20 protein-coding genes and 1 pseudogene are annotated in these 19,389 nt (G+C 69.6%); 4 read left to right on the top strand and 17 right to left on the bottom strand.

Annotated elements, in window-relative coordinates:
* Window positions 1-356 precede the first annotated feature (356 nt).
* From AC2VOP_RS19160 to eccCa, 8 genes are all read right to left on the bottom strand, one after another.
* On the bottom strand, window positions 357-719 hold the full coding sequence (locus AC2VOP_RS19160) for a hypothetical protein (RefSeq protein WP_486962435.1): 363 nt from the start codon (window positions 717-719) through the stop codon (window positions 357-359).
* 138 nt (window positions 720-857) lie between these two features.
* Window positions 858-1,634, bottom strand: a complete 777-nt coding sequence (locus tag AC2VOP_RS19155; RefSeq protein ID WP_486962434.1) for a hypothetical protein — start codon at window positions 1,632-1,634, stop codon at window positions 858-860.
* Window positions 1,631-1,957, bottom strand: a complete 327-nt coding sequence (locus tag AC2VOP_RS19150; protein WP_486962433.1) for a helix-turn-helix domain-containing protein — start codon at window positions 1,955-1,957, stop codon at window positions 1,631-1,633. The genes AC2VOP_RS19155 and AC2VOP_RS19150 overlap by 4 nt, the downstream gene beginning before the upstream one ends.
* Entirely contained in the window at window positions 1,957-3,030 is a 1,074-nt protein-coding gene (locus tag AC2VOP_RS19145; protein ID WP_486962432.1) for a tyrosine-type recombinase/integrase, read from the bottom strand. Before AC2VOP_RS19145 ends, AC2VOP_RS19150 begins: the two co-directional genes overlap by 1 nt.
* A gap of 305 nt (window positions 3,031-3,335) precedes the next feature.
* A complete protein-coding gene (locus AC2VOP_RS19140) occupies window positions 3,336-3,644 on the bottom strand; it encodes a plasmid mobilization protein (RefSeq protein WP_067971399.1) in 309 nt (102 codons plus the stop codon).
* Between the two features lie 2 nt (window positions 3,645-3,646).
* Window positions 3,647-3,946, bottom strand: coding sequence for a transposase (locus AC2VOP_RS19135; protein WP_486962431.1), 300 nt, complete (start codon window positions 3,944-3,946; stop codon window positions 3,647-3,649).
* A 373-nt stretch (window positions 3,947-4,319) separates the two neighbouring features.
* Window positions 4,320-5,588 carry a type VII secretion-associated protein gene (locus AC2VOP_RS19130; RefSeq protein ID WP_486962430.1) on the bottom strand — a complete coding sequence of 423 codons (1,269 nt, stop codon included), beginning with the start codon at window positions 5,586-5,588 and terminating at the stop codon, window positions 4,320-4,322.
* Complete coding sequence (eccCa, locus tag AC2VOP_RS19125; protein WP_486962429.1) at window positions 5,585-9,472, bottom strand: type VII secretion protein EccCa; 3,888 nt, start codon at window positions 9,470-9,472, stop codon at window positions 5,585-5,587. The genes AC2VOP_RS19130 and eccCa overlap by 4 nt, the downstream gene beginning before the upstream one ends.
* Window positions 9,473-9,639: 167 nt before the next feature.
* On the opposite strand from eccCa, the gene eccD reads away from it, so the two are divergent.
* A complete protein-coding gene (gene eccD, locus AC2VOP_RS19120; protein ID WP_486962428.1) occupies window positions 9,640-10,839 on the top strand; it encodes a type VII secretion integral membrane protein EccD in 1,200 nt (399 codons plus the stop codon).
* 20 nt (window positions 10,840-10,859) lie between these two features.
* Window positions 10,860-12,254 carry a type VII secretion-associated serine protease mycosin gene (gene mycP, locus AC2VOP_RS19115; protein WP_486962436.1) on the top strand — a complete coding sequence of 465 codons (1,395 nt, stop codon included), beginning with the start codon at window positions 10,860-10,862 and terminating at the stop codon, window positions 12,252-12,254.
* On the opposite strand, the gene eccB is transcribed toward mycP, so the two are convergent.
* A complete protein-coding gene (gene eccB / locus AC2VOP_RS19110) occupies window positions 12,195-13,370 on the bottom strand; it encodes a type VII secretion protein EccB (RefSeq protein WP_486962427.1) in 1,176 nt (391 codons plus the stop codon). The genes mycP and eccB overlap by 60 nt on opposite strands.
* A 130-nt stretch (window positions 13,371-13,500) precedes the next feature.
* Here eccB and AC2VOP_RS19105 point away from each other — a divergent pair, with 130 nt between their 5' ends.
* Window positions 13,501-14,208, top strand: coding sequence for a cutinase family protein (locus AC2VOP_RS19105; protein ID WP_486962426.1), 708 nt, complete (start codon window positions 13,501-13,503; stop codon window positions 14,206-14,208).
* A gap of 59 nt (window positions 14,209-14,267) precedes the next feature.
* Window positions 14,268-14,918: a cutinase family protein gene (locus tag AC2VOP_RS19100; protein WP_486962425.1), complete on the top strand. Its 651-nt coding sequence runs from the start codon at window positions 14,268-14,270 to the stop codon at window positions 14,916-14,918.
* A gap of 25 nt (window positions 14,919-14,943) precedes the next feature.
* Here AC2VOP_RS19100 and truA read toward each other — a convergent pair whose 3' ends face one another.
* The 8 genes and pseudogenes from truA to AC2VOP_RS19060 all read right to left on the bottom strand — a co-directional run.
* Window positions 14,944-15,804, bottom strand: coding sequence for a tRNA pseudouridine(38-40) synthase TruA (truA, locus tag AC2VOP_RS19095; protein ID WP_486962424.1), 861 nt, complete (start codon window positions 15,802-15,804; stop codon window positions 14,944-14,946).
* Complete coding sequence (rplQ, locus tag AC2VOP_RS19090) at window positions 15,788-16,369, bottom strand: 50S ribosomal protein L17 (protein ID WP_486962423.1); 582 nt, start codon at window positions 16,367-16,369, stop codon at window positions 15,788-15,790. The genes truA and rplQ overlap by 17 nt, the downstream gene beginning before the upstream one ends.
* Before the next feature lie 16 nt (window positions 16,370-16,385).
* Entirely contained in the window at window positions 16,386-17,429 is a 1,044-nt protein-coding gene (locus AC2VOP_RS19085; protein ID WP_486962422.1) for a DNA-directed RNA polymerase subunit alpha, read from the bottom strand.
* A 77-nt stretch (window positions 17,430-17,506) separates the two neighbouring features.
* On the bottom strand, window positions 17,507-18,112 hold the full coding sequence (rpsD, locus tag AC2VOP_RS19080; RefSeq protein WP_486962421.1) for a 30S ribosomal protein S4: 606 nt from the start codon (window positions 18,110-18,112) through the stop codon (window positions 17,507-17,509).
* Between the two features lie 26 nt (window positions 18,113-18,138).
* Window positions 18,139-18,564 carry a 30S ribosomal protein S11 gene (rpsK, locus tag AC2VOP_RS19075; RefSeq protein WP_486962420.1) on the bottom strand — a complete coding sequence of 142 codons (426 nt, stop codon included), beginning with the start codon at window positions 18,562-18,564 and terminating at the stop codon, window positions 18,139-18,141.
* A 3-nt stretch (window positions 18,565-18,567) separates the two neighbouring features.
* Entirely contained in the window at window positions 18,568-18,942 is a 375-nt protein-coding gene (gene rpsM / locus AC2VOP_RS19070; RefSeq protein WP_486962419.1) for a 30S ribosomal protein S13, read from the bottom strand.
* A 204-nt stretch (window positions 18,943-19,146) separates the two neighbouring features.
* Window positions 19,147-19,260: a 50S ribosomal protein L36 gene (gene rpmJ / locus AC2VOP_RS19065; protein WP_486953759.1), complete on the bottom strand. Its 114-nt coding sequence runs from the start codon at window positions 19,258-19,260 to the stop codon at window positions 19,147-19,149.
* Between the two features lie 58 nt (window positions 19,261-19,318).
* Window positions 19,319-19,389, bottom strand: a pseudogene (locus AC2VOP_RS19060) (translation initiation factor IF-1); the annotation flags it as partial.

Genomic DNA, 19,389 nt, shown 5'->3' with positions numbered 1-19,389 from the left:
AGCCCGCGCGCATTGGCTCAGCTACGCGAACGGCTAACCGGCGCCGCCGACACCATCCTGCAGGTTGCCGACACCATCGCCGGCACACCCACGGGTTGAACCGCCAGACATGTCTGGCCCACGTCACATGTCTCAAACAACACCCCTTGCTTCATCAGTAGCTTTCACCAGCCATTTTGCTGATCAGCCGCCGTCGAAACGCCGGAGACATCTGACCTTTGTGGCAAGTCGGGAACCTACTCGTCCCCCGTGGGTTCGCGCGGACTGAAGGGATTTCATCGGGAACCCACGGCATTTTGGTGCGTTGGGCCCGGTTTTGCCGTGGGTTCAGCGGGAAAGCATCGATGGCCCGGGGCTTATTGTGCTGGCGGGTGTTCGAGTTCGCCGCTGAGGAGGTGCTCGGCGGCGGTAGCGTAGCGGGCCGCGGTGTGGTGGCAGACGCCGAAGACGAGCGCCAGGTGCAGTGGGTCGGGGCCGGCGGTTGAGGTGAGGGCTTCGTGCAGGATGCGGTCGGCGCGGATTTCGGCGACGGTGCAGCCGGCGGGCTGGATGCGCCTGTTGACGAAGACTTCGTTGACCGGTGCGGTGCCGTGCACGGTTTTGGGGTTGACCAGCACGTGCGGGTTGGCGGTGTGTGGCCAGGTGGCGCGGCGGTGCTCAAACCAACTGCGCAGGGCGCGGTGGGTGAGCTCGCCGCAGCGTTGGCGGTGCCCGGCCACGGTGATGCGGTGATTGGGCAGGTCGACGTCATCGAGTTTGAGGTGTCGAATGGCGCCATTGCGGGCGGCGTGATCGGCGGCCAGGGAGATGATGACCCGGCAGGCAGGGTCGCTGGCCAGAGCCTGCAGTGCATGGATCTATTCGTCGGTAAGCGGCAGCAGGACCGTGTCGCCGGAATGAGCGGTGAGCCCGATGGTGGGGTTGGCGAAGATCAGGGCGTGTTTCTTGGCGAACCCGAACAGCGAGCGCAGTGCGGTGAGGGTGTTGTGGCGCCCGCAGCCGTGCAGCGGCTCCAGCACGGCATCAACGTCGCCGCGGGTGACTTCACGCAGGTGGTCGTAGCGGGCCGCCCAGCATCGCAGTGGCCTCCGGGCGTTTTTGCAGTAGACGTGCACCGTCGAGGCCGCCCGTGGGCGGGTGCGGGTGTCGCCGGTGAACAGAACCATCAGCCAGTGGCCGACCGGTTGGGCGAACCCAGGCCCCAGATCGCTGGTCATCCGGCCGATCCAGGACTGGGCCATCGCCGTGGCATCGTCATCGAGGAGTCCCTGGTCGGCGAGAACTTCGGCGAGGCGGGGACGTGACACGCAGCGATGGGGCCTGGTGCGGACGTCGGCCAGTGGGACGCGCTCGCCGGCACGCCGCCCATCGAGGACGCTCAGCAAGCCGTCGAGCACGCATCGTGCCGTCGAGCGGCTCCAGTCGTGGGCTTGCCCAAGCTGCACGGCACGGGCGGCCGCAGCGCCCACGATCGGGTTCTGTGAGCACAGCGCCGGATGCTGCCAGCGAGGCGGAGGTGCCAGCCCGGCCTTGCGGCGATAGTACGACGCCAGCGCCGCGCATCTGCCGTTGCAGTACATGCGATCTCGCCGACTGGAGGCCGGCAGCGCGGTGTGGCAGTGCAGGCAGTTCACCGGGGCGGCAGCGACCTGCCTGATCGTGGACGCGGGGTCACCGACCCGGCCGCGCCGAGCATGCGGGGCTGTTCCTCGCCGGACGATGGTGTGGGTGCGGCGAGGGTGTCGGGCTCGGGGATCAGCAGTTCCTCGACGCCGCAGTCCAGCACGGCGCAGATCACGTCCAGGTCGCGCAGTTTGACCACGTTGGGGGTGCCCGACCACAGGCCTGACATCTTGCCGGCGCTGATCACCAGGCCGCGCTCGGCGAGCATCCGTTGCAGCTCACTGGCTTTCCACACGCCGCGGTTGGCAGCGGCCAGGCGCAGGTTCCACTTCATCAGACCAGTCCTTTCCATCGGTCAGCGACCCGGCGTTGCCCGGTAACCCAGGCCTCCTCGACGTGGGTGGTATGGACGTGGATATAGCGGGCCGTCGTGGTAGTCCAGGCATGCCCTAAAAGCTCTTGGATCGCAAACAGATTCATCCCGGACAGGTATAGCTGGGAGGCGCAGAAATGCCGCAGCACATGCGGTGTCAGCCTGCCCGACCACACCGGCAGGTGCCGCTCGGCGGCCTCGGCCAGTGCACGGCGGAACACGTCGGCGGTCGCGCGCATGGGGGTGCCGTCGGTGCTTTTGCGTTCGGACGGAAACAGCGGCGTGCCCTGGCCAGACGGCTCGATGCCGAACGAACCGAGCACGTCTTCGATGAACCAGCGCAGGCTACGGTCAGCGCCGTTGATCAACGGCACCAGCCGCGGTTTGGGACCCTTGCGACGAGACCCCTTGCCGTAACGGACATTGAGCTTGCCGAACCGGCCCAACTCCCACCGCACATCGTCCAGATCCAGCATGCAGGCCTCGTGGATGCGCAGACCGACATCAGCGGCCAACCGGGCCACGGCGTAGTTACGGGCGGCCGGGGCGAACTTGCGGCAGGTGGCCAGCTCCTCACGCCACCCAGCGAACAGCTGCTCGACCTCCTGCACGGTCGGTGGGATGCGCAGCTGCGGGTCAACCGATGTCCGGGGCCGGTTGATCTCATCGAGTGGGCATTCGACGATGCGGCCGATCAGGTTGTTCAACTCGATCTGGTGTCGCAGCTCCAGGAACGCGAAATACACCCTCAGCGCGGCCGCACGGCCGGTTCGTGTCGACGGGTTGGCGTCCCGCAACACCTTGCCAAAATACGTGTCGGCGTCACCCGGTTGCATCTCCCACAACGGCCGGCCGAACCAATCACGGATCAGCTCAAGATGATTGACATCGTTACGGATGGTGGCATCGACCAGTCCGGCCGACGCTCGCGCCAACACGAACCCCGACAGCACGTCGGTCTCGAAGTCGGCGATCTCGCCCTCGGTCGCCGGGGCCCGCACCTCCCGCAGGTCGCGCACCGCCGCCAGAGCCAACCCACGCCTCCTTGCATTCACTCCGAGTGAAGAACTATCAGCTTCACCCCAATATGCCCGATAACGATGATGTCACTTCAACCAGCTGATTCGACGCCACGACACACCCGCAACACCTGGTCCAGGCATGAAAATGGAGATCAGAGAGAACCAGACGACTCACCAACCCGTCGACTGTTGGTTATCTTGGGTCTGCGGTACTCGACAGCAAAAGCCGTCCGGCCGTTCGCGTTTCCCGCGAGAAAGGCCAGACAACCGGCGTAGCGATGCGGGTTCCCACCTGCACCCTGTGGAGTTTGGGTAGTTCAGGCGGGTCGTCTGAATACTTCGCGTTCGAGCCGGGCTAGACGCTCGGCGACGGTTCCTGATTCGCCGTGATCTTCGGCGTGCAGCCGATCGACGGCCCACACCCGGATAAGGGTCGATAGCGACATTCCCGCTTTGCGGGCGGCCTGGCTCAGGCGCTCATGCTCATCGGCAGCCAAGCGCACCGAGACCACAGTCTGGCGGCCGAGATTCGGCCGGCTCGTCGTGACATGCTCAGGCGCCGGGCCTCCCGAGTATGCCTCCGCGCGTGCGCCTTCGTCGGCGAGTAGATCGTCAATCCTGCTCATTCTTACTGCTCCTCACTGTAGAGGTCCTGATCCTGTTGATTCGCGATCCAGGCGTTGCTACCCCACCAATCGCCGTCCGGGCGCTCATCGGGATCAGCATCGGCGGACACCAAAATCACGGTCAGCACCGCGCGCGCCGACGGCGAATAGCCGATCACCCGAACCGACAGGCCCGACCGACTGGCCGGGTCTGGCACTTGCCACACGGCGTGACGGTCGTTGGCCGCTTCATCCGCCCAGCCCGCAGAGATGCCGTGCCGCTCCCCGACGTAGTCGGCCCGCTTGCTCCAGTCAACCTGCACCTACCTACAATATACTACGACTCACTACGTGATCCGGTGTGCATCTCGGCCCAGTTGGTTCATTTCCGACACAGAGGCATGAGGTGACTCGCGTTTTGCAAACAACACCCCATGCTTTCGCCGACGCTCTCACCAGCTATTTTTCCGTTGGCTGCGCATCGAAACGGCAGGGTTACCTGACCTTGCTGAGGTGTCAGAGACTGCCACGCCGGGCCAGCCAACTCGACGCGATCGGTGCCCAGCTCGCCGCGCAGTTCGTCCAGGGCCGCCTGGACGGGGGGTGTCTCGGTGATCGCGTGCCGGCGACGTGCGGTAGGCATCACAGCAGTGCAGCACCGGTGTGACACCTCCCTGGCTGGCTAGATGCGGTCCCTCAGCTCAGGGTGTGCGCCGAGCGCACCGCCTGCTCGCATACCTGGCGCACCGCGTCGGCGCCGTCGGGCCGGCTCTGGCAACCGACGCTGATCCGCACCGCGCCGTCGACTAGCACCGTCCAGTCGATGTGATGGCCTGCGCGGACTTCGCGATAGGTCACCGCGGGCCGGCCCGCGGCGTTCCCGGACGGGTTGAAGTCGACGAAGACACCCGGTTCCGCGGCGTTCGCCTGGTCGATGGCATGGCGCAGTGACTCGGCGGCGCTGGCCAGGTCTGCCCCGGGAGCAAGCGATTGCGTCACGTGCAGCATCAGCTGCGGGTCCGACGGCGAGATCACCTCCACCCGTGCCGACCCCGGCCCGGCCGTGACCCGCTGCGCCTGCCACTGCGCCGGCACCTGCAGCGTGACCCGGCCCTCGACCAGAAACGTCGTCGGCATGGCCTCGGCGACGCCCGCGCCGGGCTGGTCGTGGGCGCCGGCGCGCACCGCCGCGACGCCCAGCGCGGCCAGCGCAACCGTGGCAGCCAGCAGCACAGGAACTCGGCTCGGCCGCCGACGGCCAACGGTTGCCGGTCTCGGATACGGCTGTGTTGGCACCGGCGGCGCCGGCGCGGTGAGCCGGGCCAGCCGAGCCAGCCGGGTGTCGCCGACCAACTCCACATGGCAGTCGGCGAGCGCGCTGCGCAGTCGGTCGGCGATCATCGCCGCCAGCTCGGCCGCACCCTCGACGCCGGGCGGGCCGTCGACCAGCACCGCGGTCGCTACACCACGGGTGACTGCGGCGCCTGCGCCGCGGGTCAGGACGACGACCCGCCGCACCACCGCGTCGGCCACCTGCTGCGGTGGCCCAATTCGCGGTTCGGCGACGGTCCCGGTCACGGTGATGGCCACCAGGCGTGCAGCGATCTCGACGACCACCGGTGCGCAGACAACAGAGGCGGACAACAGCTGCGATCGTGATCGGGTGCCGACGTCGTCGGCCAGCGTGCGCGCGGCGGCGGTGACGAGGGCAACCCGGGCCTGCGACCACCACGATGGGTGGACGACCAGCACCGACACCGGTCGCCGCTGGGGGCAGGCCAGTGAGCGCAGCAGCGTGCGCCACAGCGCGGCGACGGCGACCGGCTGCTCGTCGACCAGGACCACCGGGTCGTCGATGCCGTCGACTGCCGCCGCTGCTTCGACATCGGTGATCTCACTTGTGCCGCAACACAATCGGCGGATGGCGGCGGGGCCGGCCTCGATGACCGCACGGTGGCCGGTCACGGCCGTGAACCGTAGGGGATCCAGGCCGCCTGGACGAGTTGTTCCCCGCCCCTGCGGGTGATGAGGATGCCGCGGCCGGGCGGCAGCCGCAGCGGGCGGGCGGAGCCGATCAACGCAGGGTCGTCGGGGTTGCCGCTCATCAAAAAGCCCATGCAGCCCAGATCACGCAGCGCGGCCAGCAGCGGCTCGTACACCGCTCGTGCGGCTCCTCCGCTGCGGCGTGCGACGATCAGATGCAGCCCGACATCGCTGGCGTGCGGAAGATATTCGAGCAGCGGCGTCAGAGGATTCCCGGCGGTGGAGGCCACCAGGTCGTAGTCGTCGACCAGCAGGTAGATCTGCGGTCCGGACCACCACGACCGGTCCTGCAGCTGCTGCTGGGTGACCTCGGGGCCGGGCATCCGCCGGGCCAGCCGATCCAGCAACTCAGGCAGCAGGGCGGTCAGTGTGGCGGCCGACATCGCTGATCCGCCAAGGTGATCCGGGTCGACCACGCCGAGCAGGCCGCGCCGGTAGTCGACCACTATCAGCTGCGCCTGTTCGGCGGTGCACGTCCGTGCGATCTCGGTACACAGCGTGCGAAGAACCGACGTCTTGCCGCACTCGTCGTCACCGAGAATCAGCAGGTGCGGCTGGCGTTCGAAATCCAGTGTGACAGTGGCCAGGCCGCGTTCTTCGACGCCGAACAGCAGATGCCCGCCGGCCGGGTCGGGCAGGGTGTGCCGGTGCAGCAGTCCCGGCAGCAGCAGCACCGGCGGCGCGGCGGCGGCGCCGTGTCGGCGGCGCAACAGCTCACCGGAGCGCGCCGCGGCCTGCGCCGGCTCCACGGCCGAGCCCGCCCGCTCGTCCAACCCATCCAACCGGGGCACCGCGATCAGCATGTGCAGCCCGCCGCGGGTCAACCCGCGGCCGGGCTTGTCTGGCGGCACCTGCTGGGCCTGCCTGCGGTCCAGCTCGGAATCGGCGGGCTCGCCGAGCCGCAACTCGATCCGGGTGCCGATCTGGTCGCGCAGCCCGGGTCTGAGCTCGGCCCACCGCGACGCCGACAGCACTACGTGCACCCCGAACGACAGCCCCCGCCCGGCCAGCGCAACTACGGGTGCCTCCAGCGCGTCGAACTCGCGGCACAGGTTGGCCCAGCCGTCGATCACCAGGAACACGTCGCCGAACCGGTCGGCGCGGCAGATGGGGTCCTGTTGCTCTCGCAGCTGCCGGTAGCGGGCGAAGGAGCCAATGCCCTGGTCGCGAAACACCGTCTCACGGTGCGCGACGATCGACTCCATCTCCCTGACCGTCCGCCGGATCAGGTCGGGTTCGGTTCGGCCGGCCGCCGAGCCGACGTGCGGCAGGCACTGCAGCGACGTCAGCGTGCCGCCGCCGAAGTCCAGGCAGTAGAACTGGACCCGGGCCGGGTCGTGGGTGGCGGCCAGCGCGGTGACCAGTGTCGCCAGCGCGGTCGATTTGCCCGATTGCGGCGCGCCGACGACCGCGACATTGCCTGCGGCCCCGCGTAAGTCGACCAGCAGCGGGGTGCGGCGCTGTTCGAATGGCCGGTCGACGATCCCGATCGCCACCACCAACTCGCCGCCGGGCAGGCTGTCCTCGAGCAGGCTGCCCAGCGCCGGCGATGCCCCCAGCGGCGGCAGCCACACCTCGCGGGCGGGCGGTCCCTGCCCGGCCAGTCGATCCAGCACCGCGTCGGCCAGCATCCGGTCAGCCGACCCGGGCGCCGGCCCGACACTGTCAACCGCCCCGTTCGGCGCGGCCGTGAACAGCCGCACCGGCGCCGGCGTGTGGCCGGCGCGCGGTGCCGCAACGGTGCCGGGACACGGGCCGGAGACGAACGCCGTCTGGAAGCCGGTCAACTCGCCGGTCGCCGTCCGCAGGTAACCTACTCCGGGGGTGTTGGGCAGCTGATGGGCGTCGGGCACACCCAGGACGAGGCGCGATTCGTTGGCGGAGAGGGTTTTCAGGCAGATCCGGTAGGACAGATGCGATTCGAGCCCACGCAACCTGCCTTCGTCGAGCCGTTGGCTGGCCAGCAGCAGATGGATCCCCAGTGAGCGACCCAGCCGGCCGATAGCCACGAACATGTCGACGAAATCCGGGTGCTGGCTGAGTAGTTCGGAGAATTCGTCGACGATGACGAATAACGCCGGCAACGCGGCCAGCGGCGCACCTGCCCGGCGTGCCTGTTGATAGGCGGCGGCGCTGATGAAATTGCCGGCCGCGCGCAGCAGCTCCTGGCGACGGTTGACCTCACCGGCCAGGGCGTCGCGCATTCGGGCGACTAGCGGTGCCTCGTCGGCGAGGTTGGTGATGACCGCCGCGACGTGGCGGGCCCGTTCCAGGCCGAGAAACGTTGCGCCGCCTTTGAAGTCCACCAGAACCAGGTTCAGTTCCTCTGGCGAGTGGCGGGTGATCATACCCAGCGCGACGGTGCGCAGTAGCTCTGATTTGCCTGACCCGGTGGCGCCGATGCACAGCCCGTGCGGCCCCGTCCCGTTCTCGGCGGCTTCTTTGATGTCGAGCCGCACGGCCTCTCCGGAGGCTGTGGTGCCGATCGGAACGCACAGCCTGTCCTGCGGTTTCATGCTGCCCCACAGGGCGTTGGGGTCGAAGGTGCTGATATCCCCACCGCAGCCGATGCCGAGCAGGTCCGGCCAGTGCGGCCGGTTGGCCGGCGCCGCACCGCCGGCCGGGCCGGCCACCCGGTAGCCCGCCAGCCGCCGTGCACACACCAGCGCGTCGGTGAGACAGAGCCGATCCGGGCGAGCCAGCAGCTGCTTGCCGTCGGGTCGTAGCACTGTCAGCGCTGTCGGCCTCACCCGCAGCGCCAGGGCCGCGTCGGGTGCCAGACCGCCACAGCCGCCGCCGTCCTCGCCAATGGTGACAATGGTCAGTCCGGCAGCTCCGATGACCGGTTCGCTGCCGGCGACGGCGCCGCCATCGACGATCACCACCGCATGCCGAGCGCCCCGCCCGGCCAGCGCACCTTCGGCCGCGGCCAGGCTCGCATACACCATGCGGCGCGGCCCCAGGTTGTCGGTAGCCGTCGGATGCTGGTGGTGCGGCAGCCATTTCAGCCAGTCCCACTGCTCGTGGTTGCGCTGGGCAACCACGGCAACTACCGCCAGCAGATCCGGTGCGTGCAGCACGGCGAGTTGGCAGACCATCGCGCGCAGCAGCCCCCGCGCGCTGTCCGGGTCACCGTCCAGCGTCACCATCGCCAGCCTGAGCAACGCGATCGTGGCCGGCACGTCGGGAACCGTCGAATGGGTGTCCAGGAAGCGCCGAAGCGCGGCGTCGGTGACCGGATCCACCCGCGCAGAGCGGCCCGGCGGCGGCGGCACCAACCTGGTGGCCAGCGGTTGGCTTCCGACACCGATGCGGACCTGTCCGAAGTCGGCGTCGCCCGGCCGCCGCTCCCACATCCGGGCGCCGCCCACCAGCGTCCACAACGCGTCGGGCCGGGGATGACACCACAACAACGACGACCGTTGCACGGCAGCGGTGCCGGTCACCGTGTCGCGCAAGCCGCTTAGATAGTCCAGGTAGTCTTCGCGGTCGGCGTCGATGTCATGGCCGCCGCGCCGCCCGGCCAGCGCGGTGGCGACCGCCGACGCCAGCATCATCAGCGGGAAGGCCACAAAGACCGGGTTGCGCGCGCCGGCGGAGCCCGATCGGTAGACGAAGACCGTCATCGGGATCATCACGGCGGCCAGCACCACCGGCAGCAGCTTGGCCAGCATCGGGCGGCGTGCCGAGCCGGGCGGGTGTGGCGGTGCGGCGACGACGATTTCGGTGCTCGCCACCACCGGCGGCCGGGGGCGCGGCGGCCGTGCGAAGGGCACAGTTGCGGTCGCCTCGCCGCTGCCGCTCATCTGCTCCCCCGCCGGTATCGCCGCCGCGCGTCGGTCGACTGCGCCACACCGTAGGCAGCGAAAAAACCGGCCGCAAGTCGGCTGTGGAACGCCGGATACGCCGCGCCGGCCTGCGCGTTAGCGTTACCGGTGCGGGACCCGTCCCGCCTGCTGAGGGGGGTGATGAGGTGCGTTATTCGCATCCGGATCTGTGCCGAATCATGCTGCACGCCGACGCCGTTCACGTCGACCTGGCTCTGCCGGCCGGGGTGGCGGTCGCGGCGTTGCTGCCGTCGATCGTGGACGTGGTGTCCAGCAGCGGCGGGCCGGCGGTCGACCGGGCGGGTGTTGCATACCGGCTGTCTCGTCCCGGTGCGGCGGCGCTGGACGGCTCGAAGACGCTGGCGCAGCAGCAGATCCGCGATGGCGAGGTGCTGCTGTTGACGCGCGCCGTCGGCGAGTTGCCGGCACCGCGTTTCGACGACCCGGCCGAGCAGGTCTGCGCCACGGTCTGCGCCGCTGCGCGGCCGTGGACACCGCGAGCGACCCGGTTCACCGCCGTTCTGGCTGGCAGCTGGCTGGCCGCCGTCGCCGGCTTTGTGGCGGTACCCGGTGGGCCGGGCGCCCCGAACGCGCTGTTGGCCGCGACCGCGGCCGCGGCGGTGGCGGTGCCGGCGATGCACCTGGTCGACGGTGGACCGGCCATGCCGGCGGTAACCTGCCTGGCGGCGCTGGCAGCGGTCGCCGCGCTGGCCGCGGTGCTCGGCATGTCACCGCAGCTGATCGCGGCCACAACCGCTGTGGTGTCGACCGGTCTGCTGCAGATGGCTGCCCGGGCGTCGATCGTCTGCACCGGGCTGTCGCGGCGGCTGCACGGCTCGGCGTGGCCGGCCACGGACCGCGACGACGAGGCGGCTCGCGCCCACGATCTGCTGACCGGCCTGGTCGCCGCCTTCTCGGCGGCAGCCGCGCTGGGTGTGCTCGCCGCCACAGTCGCCACAGCCGCGCCGCGCACCGGCGCACCCCGCTTCGGCGGCGTCGTCTTCGCCGCGGTCTGCGGTGCTGCGCTGCTGCTGCGGACCCGCTCGCACACCGACCGGTCCCAGATCGCGGCGCTGGCGACCGCGGCGATCGCCGCAGTCAGCGCGGCCCTGCTGGCCGGGGCGGCCGCGGCACCGCAGCATCGGCTGCTGCTGTGCGTCACGGCCGTCGCCCTGGCCGGGGCTGTGCTGTATCTGGGCCTTGTCAGCTCCGCCCCGCGGGTGTGGTCGCCGGTCACCCGTCGCGGCGTGGAGCTGCTGGAGTACCTGACGCTGGCGGCTCTGGTGCCGGTGGCCTGCTGGGTCTGCGGCTGCTACGGCGCCGCCCGGGGCCTGAGCCTGACGTGACCCGAGGCGTGTCACGGCTGATGCGGATCGCGGCGGTCACGACGTTGACCGGGGTGTCGCAGTGCGCCGCACCGCCGCCGGCGTATGCGGTGTCGCCGCCGCCGATCGACGGCCGGTTGCTGCCGGCGGCGTCACCGCCCGGGCCGCCGCAGCCCACCGTGCAGCGTGAGGTGTGCGCCGTGCCGGCCTTCGACTCGCGGCGCTCCGGCTCGGCCACGCAGCTCGACGGCCTGGACCTGGCGGCGGTCTGGCCGCTCACCCGCGGCGCCGGCCAACGGGTCGCGGTGATCGACACCGGAGTTTCGCCGCACCGGCAGCTGCCCGGCCTTCGCGGCGGCGGCGACTATGTGTCCACCGGGGATGGCACCCAGGACTGCGACGGGCACGGCACCCTGGTGGCCGGCATCATCGCTGCCGCACCGGGCTCGGGCGACGACCGGTTCAGCGGCGTCGCCCCGGCGGCGACGGTGATCGCCATCCGGCAGTCCAGCACCAAGTTCGGTGCGGTCGACAACCCGTTCCAGCGCGGCGTCGGCACGGTCGACACCCTGGCTAAAGCGGTGCGAACGGCCGCCGACCTGGGCGCGTCGGTGATCGACATCTCCTCGGTGGCCTGCGTGCCCGTCGAGTCGGGACTCGACGACCGTGCGCTGGGCGCGGCGCTGGCCTACACGGTCGACAAGCGCAACGCCGTCGTCGTCGCCGCCGCGGGCAACACCGGCGACGCGGGGAAGTGTCCCGGTCAGCGCGGTGGACACGGCGCTGTGACGGTCGCGGTCAGCCCGGCCTGGTACGACGATTACGTGCTGACCGTCGGGTCGGTCAACGCCGACGGCGCCCCGTCGGCGTTCACCCTGGCGGGGCCGTGGGTGGACGTCGCGGCGCCCGGCGAGGCGGTGCTGTCGCTGAGCCCGGTCGGCAACGCGGTAACCAACACTGCCAACACCAGGGCCAACACCGCGAGCGGAAACGACGCCTCGGAGCCCATCGCCGGAACCGGCTATGCCGCGGCGGTGGTCAGCGGGCTGGCGGCGCTGATCCGGTCGCGGTTTCCCACGTGGACGCCGCACCAGGTGATGGACCGGATCAAGACCACCGCACACCCGCCGCCGGGCGGGCGGGACGACTTCGTCGGCAACGGTGTCGTCGACCCGTCGGCCGCTGTGAGCACAGTCAGCACCGCCGACACCGACGCGCCGTCGGCAACCGGTAACCCTGTTGCAGCACAGCGCAGTTCGCCGCAGACACCGGGTGGCACCGAGTCAACCGGGCCTCGCACCGCGATGATCGGCGCCGCCGCACTGGTGGCCGTTGCGGCGGCGGTCCTGGCCATCCGGTCGGGCCGGTCAGGCCGGTCAGGACGGCCCAGCGACGCCGTCAACGCCGTCAACGCCGATCACGTCGCGGGCGACTAACGCGTTTCGCCGGTCGAGCCGCGGACCCGCCGGCAGTCCCGCCAGCACAGGCCACGGCGCCGCCGCCGGGGTCGCCGGCAGGCCCAGGCTGCGTGCGGCGTCGTCGTCGACCACGAACCGCACCCCGGTATCGGTGACGAGGTAGCGGGCACCGCCGGGCTGCCCGGAGACGCTGGCGGAACGCACGTAGGCGCTGCGGCCGGGCGGGAGATACACGGCATCGAGCGCCGGGCCGTCGCCGTCGGCCTGGGCCAGCGCCACCGGGGCCTGCCCGGCGGGCAGCGGCAGGCCGGCGCCGGCGACAAGCGTGACATCGGTGCCGCTGCCCGACGACCCGGCCCACTGCACACACAGCGTCGCCGCGCCGCCCAGCAGCGCGTGCGCGCCGGCGACTGCCCGGGCCGGCATCGCGGTCGGCGGCACCTCGGGGATCGCGTTCACCAGCAGCGCCGAGACTCGGCGCGGGGCTAACGTCGGGTCGGCGAGATCCACCGCCGCCCGCCGGCCCCGATACACCAGGTAGGTTCTCGCCCCGGATCTGACCAACACCGGCTGGTCCGGGTCGACGCCGCGGATGCCCGGCCCCAGCCGGCCGTCGCCGACGACCACCGTCGTCATCGGGCCCATGCCCCCGGCTGCGTCACCGGCACTGTCGCAGACCATCCAGGTCGTTTCGGTGTTGGGCAACGCCGCCCCGAGCAGCTGCGGGGCTCCGGGAATCCCCAGCGGCGGTCCGCGTCTGGCCCGACCCGGGTTGCCCAGGTCGGCCTCGCGGACCGGCCGCGGGTTGGCGGCCGTCGCCGCGATCAACCGCGCGGAGGCGAGGTTGAGCACCGGATGCAGGGTGTCGTCTACCCACACGTACAGCGCCCCGGATTGGCGGCCCATCACGATCGGGGCGCTGTCCAGCGCCGGCTGCGGCTGCATCAGCGCCAACGCCGCACATCCGGCCACCGCGACGGCCGCCAGCACGCACCCGGTCACCAGCGCGCCAGAACCGGACCGCACCGGCTGCCGCGCCGACCGGACGTCGCCGCGCAACAGCGCCCGTTCGATGCGGCGCAGCGCGAACCGATAGCCGCTGAGGTGTAGCTGTGTTGTCGGATATCCAGCCATATCCTCCCGCCGAATCCACGCCTGCCGAACGGTAGACCGCGACGGCGCATCGCCGCGGCCGGCGATCCACAGGCCGCGCGAACGGGCGGCGTGAGCCGCGACCGTCGCGGTGCGCCGGTAGGATCTCGCTGTGCGTTTCGAGCGGTTGCCCCGTAGCCTCGCCCCCCTCCCGGCTCTGGTCGCGCTGACGGCCGGGGCCGCGCTGCTGGGCGCGCCGGCCCTCCCGCGGGCCGGCGCCGACGACTGCCCCGACGTCGAGGTCGTCTTCGCCCGCGGCACCAGCGAACCGCCCGGCATCGGCCGGGTCGGCGAGGCCTTCGTCGACTCGCTGCGCGCACAGACCCCGCGCAACGTCGGGGTGTACCCCGTGAACTACGCCGCCAGCCGGCTTCAGCTGCACGGCAACGACGGCGCCAAGGACACCATCGCCCACGTCAAGGACATGGCGGGAAAGTGCCCGGACACCAAGCTGGTGCTGGGTGGGTACTCGCAGGGCGCGTCGGTGATGGACATCGTCACCGGCACTCCGGTGGGAGGCGTCACATGGGGTGACCCGTTGCCGGCCGAATTCGCCGATCAGGTCGCGGCGGTGGCCACGTTCGGCAACGTCGCTGATCGGTCGGGCACCCCGATTTCCAGCGCCAGCCCACTGTTTGGCTCCAAGGCCGTCGATCTGTGCAACCCCAGCGACCCGATCTGTCACGAGGGTCCCGGCAACGAGTGGAGCGGCCACACCGACGGCTACATACCCGCCTACACCAGCCGAGCGGCAAACTTCGTCGCGGGCAAACTGTTGCCGGGTCCTGCTGAGTCGCTGGAGCCGAGCGGTAGCAGCTAAAGTTCGGATTCAGAGCTTACTTAGACAACCAACATATCCGGCGGTTATTATCGTGCGGTGTGAAGGCGCATTGCATCGCGGCAGCCCGTGTCTGGGTCGCGTTGACGATCGGGTTCGGTCCTGCCACCGCGCTGCCGGTGACGGCATCGGCCGAGCCGTGCCCGGATGCCGAGGTGGTGTTCGCCCGGGGCACCGGTGAGCCGCCGGGCATGGGCCGGGTCGGCGATCCGTTCGTCGGCGCACTGCGGTCGAAGGCCGAGGGCAGATCGGTGGGCGCCTACGCGGTGAACTATCCGGCCACCTACAACTTTCTCGAAGCCGTCAACGGCGCCAACGACGCCAGGGGGCACATCCAGTACATGGTCGACACCTGCCCGAACACCCGGTTGGTGCTCGGCGGATACTCCCAGGGTGCCGCAGTGATGGACATCCTCACCGCCGCGCCGGTGGCGGGCGTCAGCCTCAGCCCGCCGCTGCCCCCCGACGTCGCCGACCACGTCGCCGCGGCGGCCCTCTTCGGCAATCCGTCGCAGCACCTGGGCAACCTGATGACCGCGCTGAGCCCGCAATTCGCGGCCAAGACCATCCAACTGTGCAACGGCAACGACCCGGTCTGCGCCGACGACGGTCGCAACTGGACTGCCCACACCGGATACGAGCAGTCCGGCATGATCGACCAGGCCGCCCAATTCGCCGCTGACCGGCTTTAGGTTTCTGCGCCTCCGAGCGTGCGTGTCAGGAGTTGCCGCGCACGTCGCGGGTGACGGCCGCCCGGGCCGCCAACTGATCGTCCGGGGGGTAGTCGACACCGGCCAGCGTCAGCCCGCGCGCCGGTGCGGCGGTGACGTCGCTGGATCGGCGGTCCTGCGCCAGCAGACCGCGGCACCAGGACACACCGCGCCGGCGCTCACCGACCGCCAGCAGCGCGCCGACCAGGGAGCGCACCATCGACCAGCAAAACGCGTCGGCGGCCAGGTGCGCGGTGACCAGATCACCGTCGTGCGTCCAGTCCAGCCGTTGCAGATCGCGGATGGTGGTCGCGCCGTCGCGGTGCCGGCAGAACGCCGCGAAATCGTGTAGCCCCAGCAGCTCGCGCGACGCCGCCGCCATCGCCTCGACGTCCAGTCTCCGCGGCCACGCGGTGACGTAGCGCGCGTCCTGCGGCTCCACCCCGTACGGCGCGGTCGACAACCGGTAGACGTAGTGCCGGCGCAACGCCGAAAACCGGGCGTCGAAACCCGATGCGGCGCGCGCCACCTGCAACACCCGGACATCGAGCGGCAGGAAGCGGGCCAGTCGCCGCACCAACGGTGAGAACTCCGGCTCACCGGGGTGCGGCGTCCGCGGGGCGACGTTGCCCAGCGCTGCCGCCGGCACGTCGGCGTGTGCCACCTGGCCGGTCGCGTGCACCCCGGCGTCGGTGCGTCCGGCGGCGGACAACCGCACCGGAACCCGAAACACCGTAGACAGCCCCGCGCCGAGGACACCGGCGACGGTGCGCCGGTCGGCCTGCACCGCCCAGCCGGCGAATTCGGTTCCGTCGTAAGCGATGTCGAACCGAAGCCGAACGGTTTCCGCGTCAGGACTCTTCGGCATCCTCGGCGTCGCCGGCGTTCCCGGAAGCTTCGGCTGCTTCAGCCGGCTCAGCCTCCCCAGCCTCCTGGGTGACCTCGACAGGCTTTTCAGCCGGCTCAGCCTCCCCAGCCTCCTGGGTGCCCTCGACAGGCTTTTCAGCCGGCTTCGACTTCTGCGCCTGCTGGGCTGCCGACACCCGGCGCGCACGATCGGCCTCCGAGGTCACCGTCTTCTCCCGGACTAACTCGATCACCGCCATCGGGGCGTTGTCGCCCTTGCGCGCCTCCACCTTGATGATGCGGGTGTAGCCGCCGTTGCGGTCGGCGAAGTGCGGTGCGATCTCGGCGAACAGCGAGTGCACCACGTCCTTGTCACGGATCTTCTTGAGCACCTCGCGCCGATTGTGCAGAGTGCCCTTCTTGGCGTGCGTGATCAGCTTTTCGGCGTAGGGCCGCAGCGTCCGGGCCTTGGTCTCGGTCGTCTTGATCCGACCGTAGGTGAACAGCGACGTGGCCAGGTTGGCCAGTATCGCCTTCTGGTGCGACGACGACCCGCCGAGGCGAGGGCCCTTGGTGGGTTTGGGCATGGCTGCCGCTCCTGTTCTAAAGCTGTTCGGTCTCGGCGTAGTCCTGGTCGTCGTAGCCGGCGTCGGCCGTCCAGGTTCCGGTGGCGACGTCGTAACCCGTCACTTGCGACGGATCGAAGGTGGCCGGGCTGTCCTTGAGCGAGAGGCCCAGCTGGTGCAGCTTGACCTTCACCTCGTCGATGGACTTCTGGCCGAAGTTGCGGATGTCCAGCAGGTCGGACTCGGTGCGGCCCACCAACTCCCCGACAGTGTGCACACCCTCGCGCTTGAGGCAGTTGTAGGACCGCACGGTCAGGTCCAGATCGTCGATCGGCAACGCGAACGACGCGATGTGGTCGGCTTCGGCCGGCGACGGCCCGATCTCAATGCCTTCGGCTTCGACGTTGAGCTCCCTTGCCAGGCCGAACAACTCAACTAAGGTCTTGCCCGCCGATGCCAGCGCGTCACGCGGGGTGATCGAGTTCTTGGTCTCCACGTCCAGCACCAGCTTGTCGAAGTCGGTGCGCTGCTCGACACGAGTGGCCTCCACCTTGTAGGTGACCTTGAGCACCGGCGAGTAGATGGAATCGACTGGGATGCGCCCGATCTCGGCACCGGAAGCCTTGTTCTGAACGGCCGGAACATAGCCGCGGCCGCGTTCGACGATCAGCTCCACTTCCAGCTTGCCCTTGTCGTTGAGCGTCGCGATGTGCATGTCCGGGTTGTGCACCGTCACTCCCGCCGGCGGCACGATGTCGCCGGCGGTGACCTCGCCGGGCCCCTGCTTGCGCAGGTACATGGTGACCGGCTCGTCCTCCTGCGACGACACCACCAAACCCTTGAGGTTCAAGATGATGTCGGTGACATCCTCCTTGACGCCGGGCACGGTGGTGAACTCGTGCAGCACGCCGTCGATGCGGATACTGGTCACTGCTGCTCCGGGAATCGACGACAGCAGGGTGCGCCGCAGCGAATTACCCAGGGTGTAGCCGAAACCGGGCTCCAACGGTTCGATGACGAAATGCGACCGGTCCTCGGCGATGACCTCTTCGGAGAGGGTGGGGCGTTGAGAGATCAGCATGGTGTTTTCTTCTCCTTCTCGGCACCCGCTATTTGATGCCATCGGGGGTACTCGGGGGCGCGCCCCCGAGGGTGGTGTTACTTCGAGTAGAACTCGATGATCAGCTGCTCGGTCAGTGGGACATCGATCTGCGCCCGATCGGGCAGCTGGTGGACCAGGATGCGCTGCCGCTCCCCGGCCACCTGCAGCCAACCCGGTACAGGGCGATCCCCCGCGGTCTCGCGGGCGATCTGGAACGGCAGCGTATTCAGCGACTTGTCCCGCACGTCGATGATGTCGTACTGCGCCACCTGATAGCTGGGAACATCCACCTTGACGCCGTTGACGGTGAAATGCCCGTGGCTGACCAGCTGGCGGGCCATCCGCCGGGTCCGGGCCAGTCCGGCGCGGTAGACCACGTTGTCCAGCCGGCTCTCCAAGATGCGCAGCAGCTCCTCGCCGGTCTTGCCGCCGCGGCGCACCGCCTGCTCGTAGTAGCGGCGGAACTGCTTCTCCATCACGCCGTAGGTGAAGCGCGCCTTCTGCTTCTCCTGCAACTGCAGGCGAAACTCGCTCTCCTTGATTCGTGCGCGGCCGTGCTGACCGGGCGGATACGGCCGCTTCTCGAATGCCTGGTCGCCGCCGACCAAGTCGACGCCGAGCCGGCGCGACTTGCGGGTGACGGGTCCGGTGTACCGAGCCATGTTTGCGCTAAACCTCCTCGACCCTCTTAGACTCTGCGCCGCTTGGGCGGGCGGCAGCCGTTGTGCGGCTGCGGGGTGACGTCGGAAATCCCGCCGACCTCCAAGCCGGCGGCCTGCAGCGACCGGATCGCGGTTTCTCGGCCCGACCCGGGTCCCTTGACGAACACGTCCACTTTGCGAACCCCGTGCTCTTGTGCCTTGCGCGCGGCGCTCTCGGCGGCCAGCTGCGCGGCGAACGGCGTGGACTTGCGTGACCCCTTGAAGCCGACGTGACCCGACGACGCCCAGGCGATGACGTTGCCCTGCGGGTCGGTGATCGTCACGATCGTGTTGTTGAACGTGCTCTTGATGTGGGCGGCGCCGTGCGGAACATTCTTCTTCTCCCGCCGCCGCGCCTTGACGGGCTTGGCTCGCTTCTTCGGTGTCGCGGCGGTTGCTTTCTTCGGCGGCATGGGTTACCTGGCCTTCTTCTTGCCGGCGATGGTGCGCTTGGGACCCTTGCGGGTGCGGGCATTGGTCTTGGTCCGCTGGCCGCGCACCGGCATGCCGCGACGGTGCCGCAGACCCTGGTAGCAGCCGATCTCGATCTTGCGGCGGATGTCGGCCTGCACTTCGCGGCGCAGATCGCCCTCCACCTTCAGGTTGCCTTCGATGTAGTCGCGCAGCTGGGCGACCTGCTCTTCGGTCAGATCCTTGCTGCGCTGGTCCTTGTCGATACCGGTGGCGGCCAGGATCTCGTTGGAGCGAGTGCGGCCGACGCCGTAGATGTAGGTCAGCGCGACCTCCATCCGCTTGTCGCGCGGCAGGTCGACGCCCACAAGTCGAGCCATCGGGGCATACCCCTTTCGTCTTCGTCGCGGAGGTCTGGTCCCAGCCCGTCCCGGAGCGAGAAGCTCCGGGGTCCGGCCTCCGTATCCGGACGTTGATGAGCTGGCCCATCTCGTGAAGATGCCAGCCGCTCACTGGTGCTGGGAGGTCTGCATTCAGTTGTCGGTGGCAGAACAGGAGCCCTGTCTAGTCCTGACTAGCCCTGGCTAGCCTTGTCTCTGCTTGTGGCGCGGGTCCGAGCAGATCACCATGATCCGCCCGTGCCGACGGATCACCCTGCATTTATCGCAGATCGGCTTGACGCTCGGCTTCACCTTCACGGCTGTGGTGTCCTGTCCTATCGAAGAGCTGACGTGCTGGTCGGGCCGGAAGGCCTGGCTACTTGTACCGGTAGACGATGCGGCCGCGGGACAGGTCGTAGGGAGACAACTCCACCACCACCCGGTCCT

It is taken from the genome of Mycobacterium sp. TH-M106 (genome assembly GCF_057473765.1).
The sequence above is the reverse complement of the archived record's forward strand: the minus strand, read 5'-3'. Positions and strand labels throughout refer to the sequence as shown.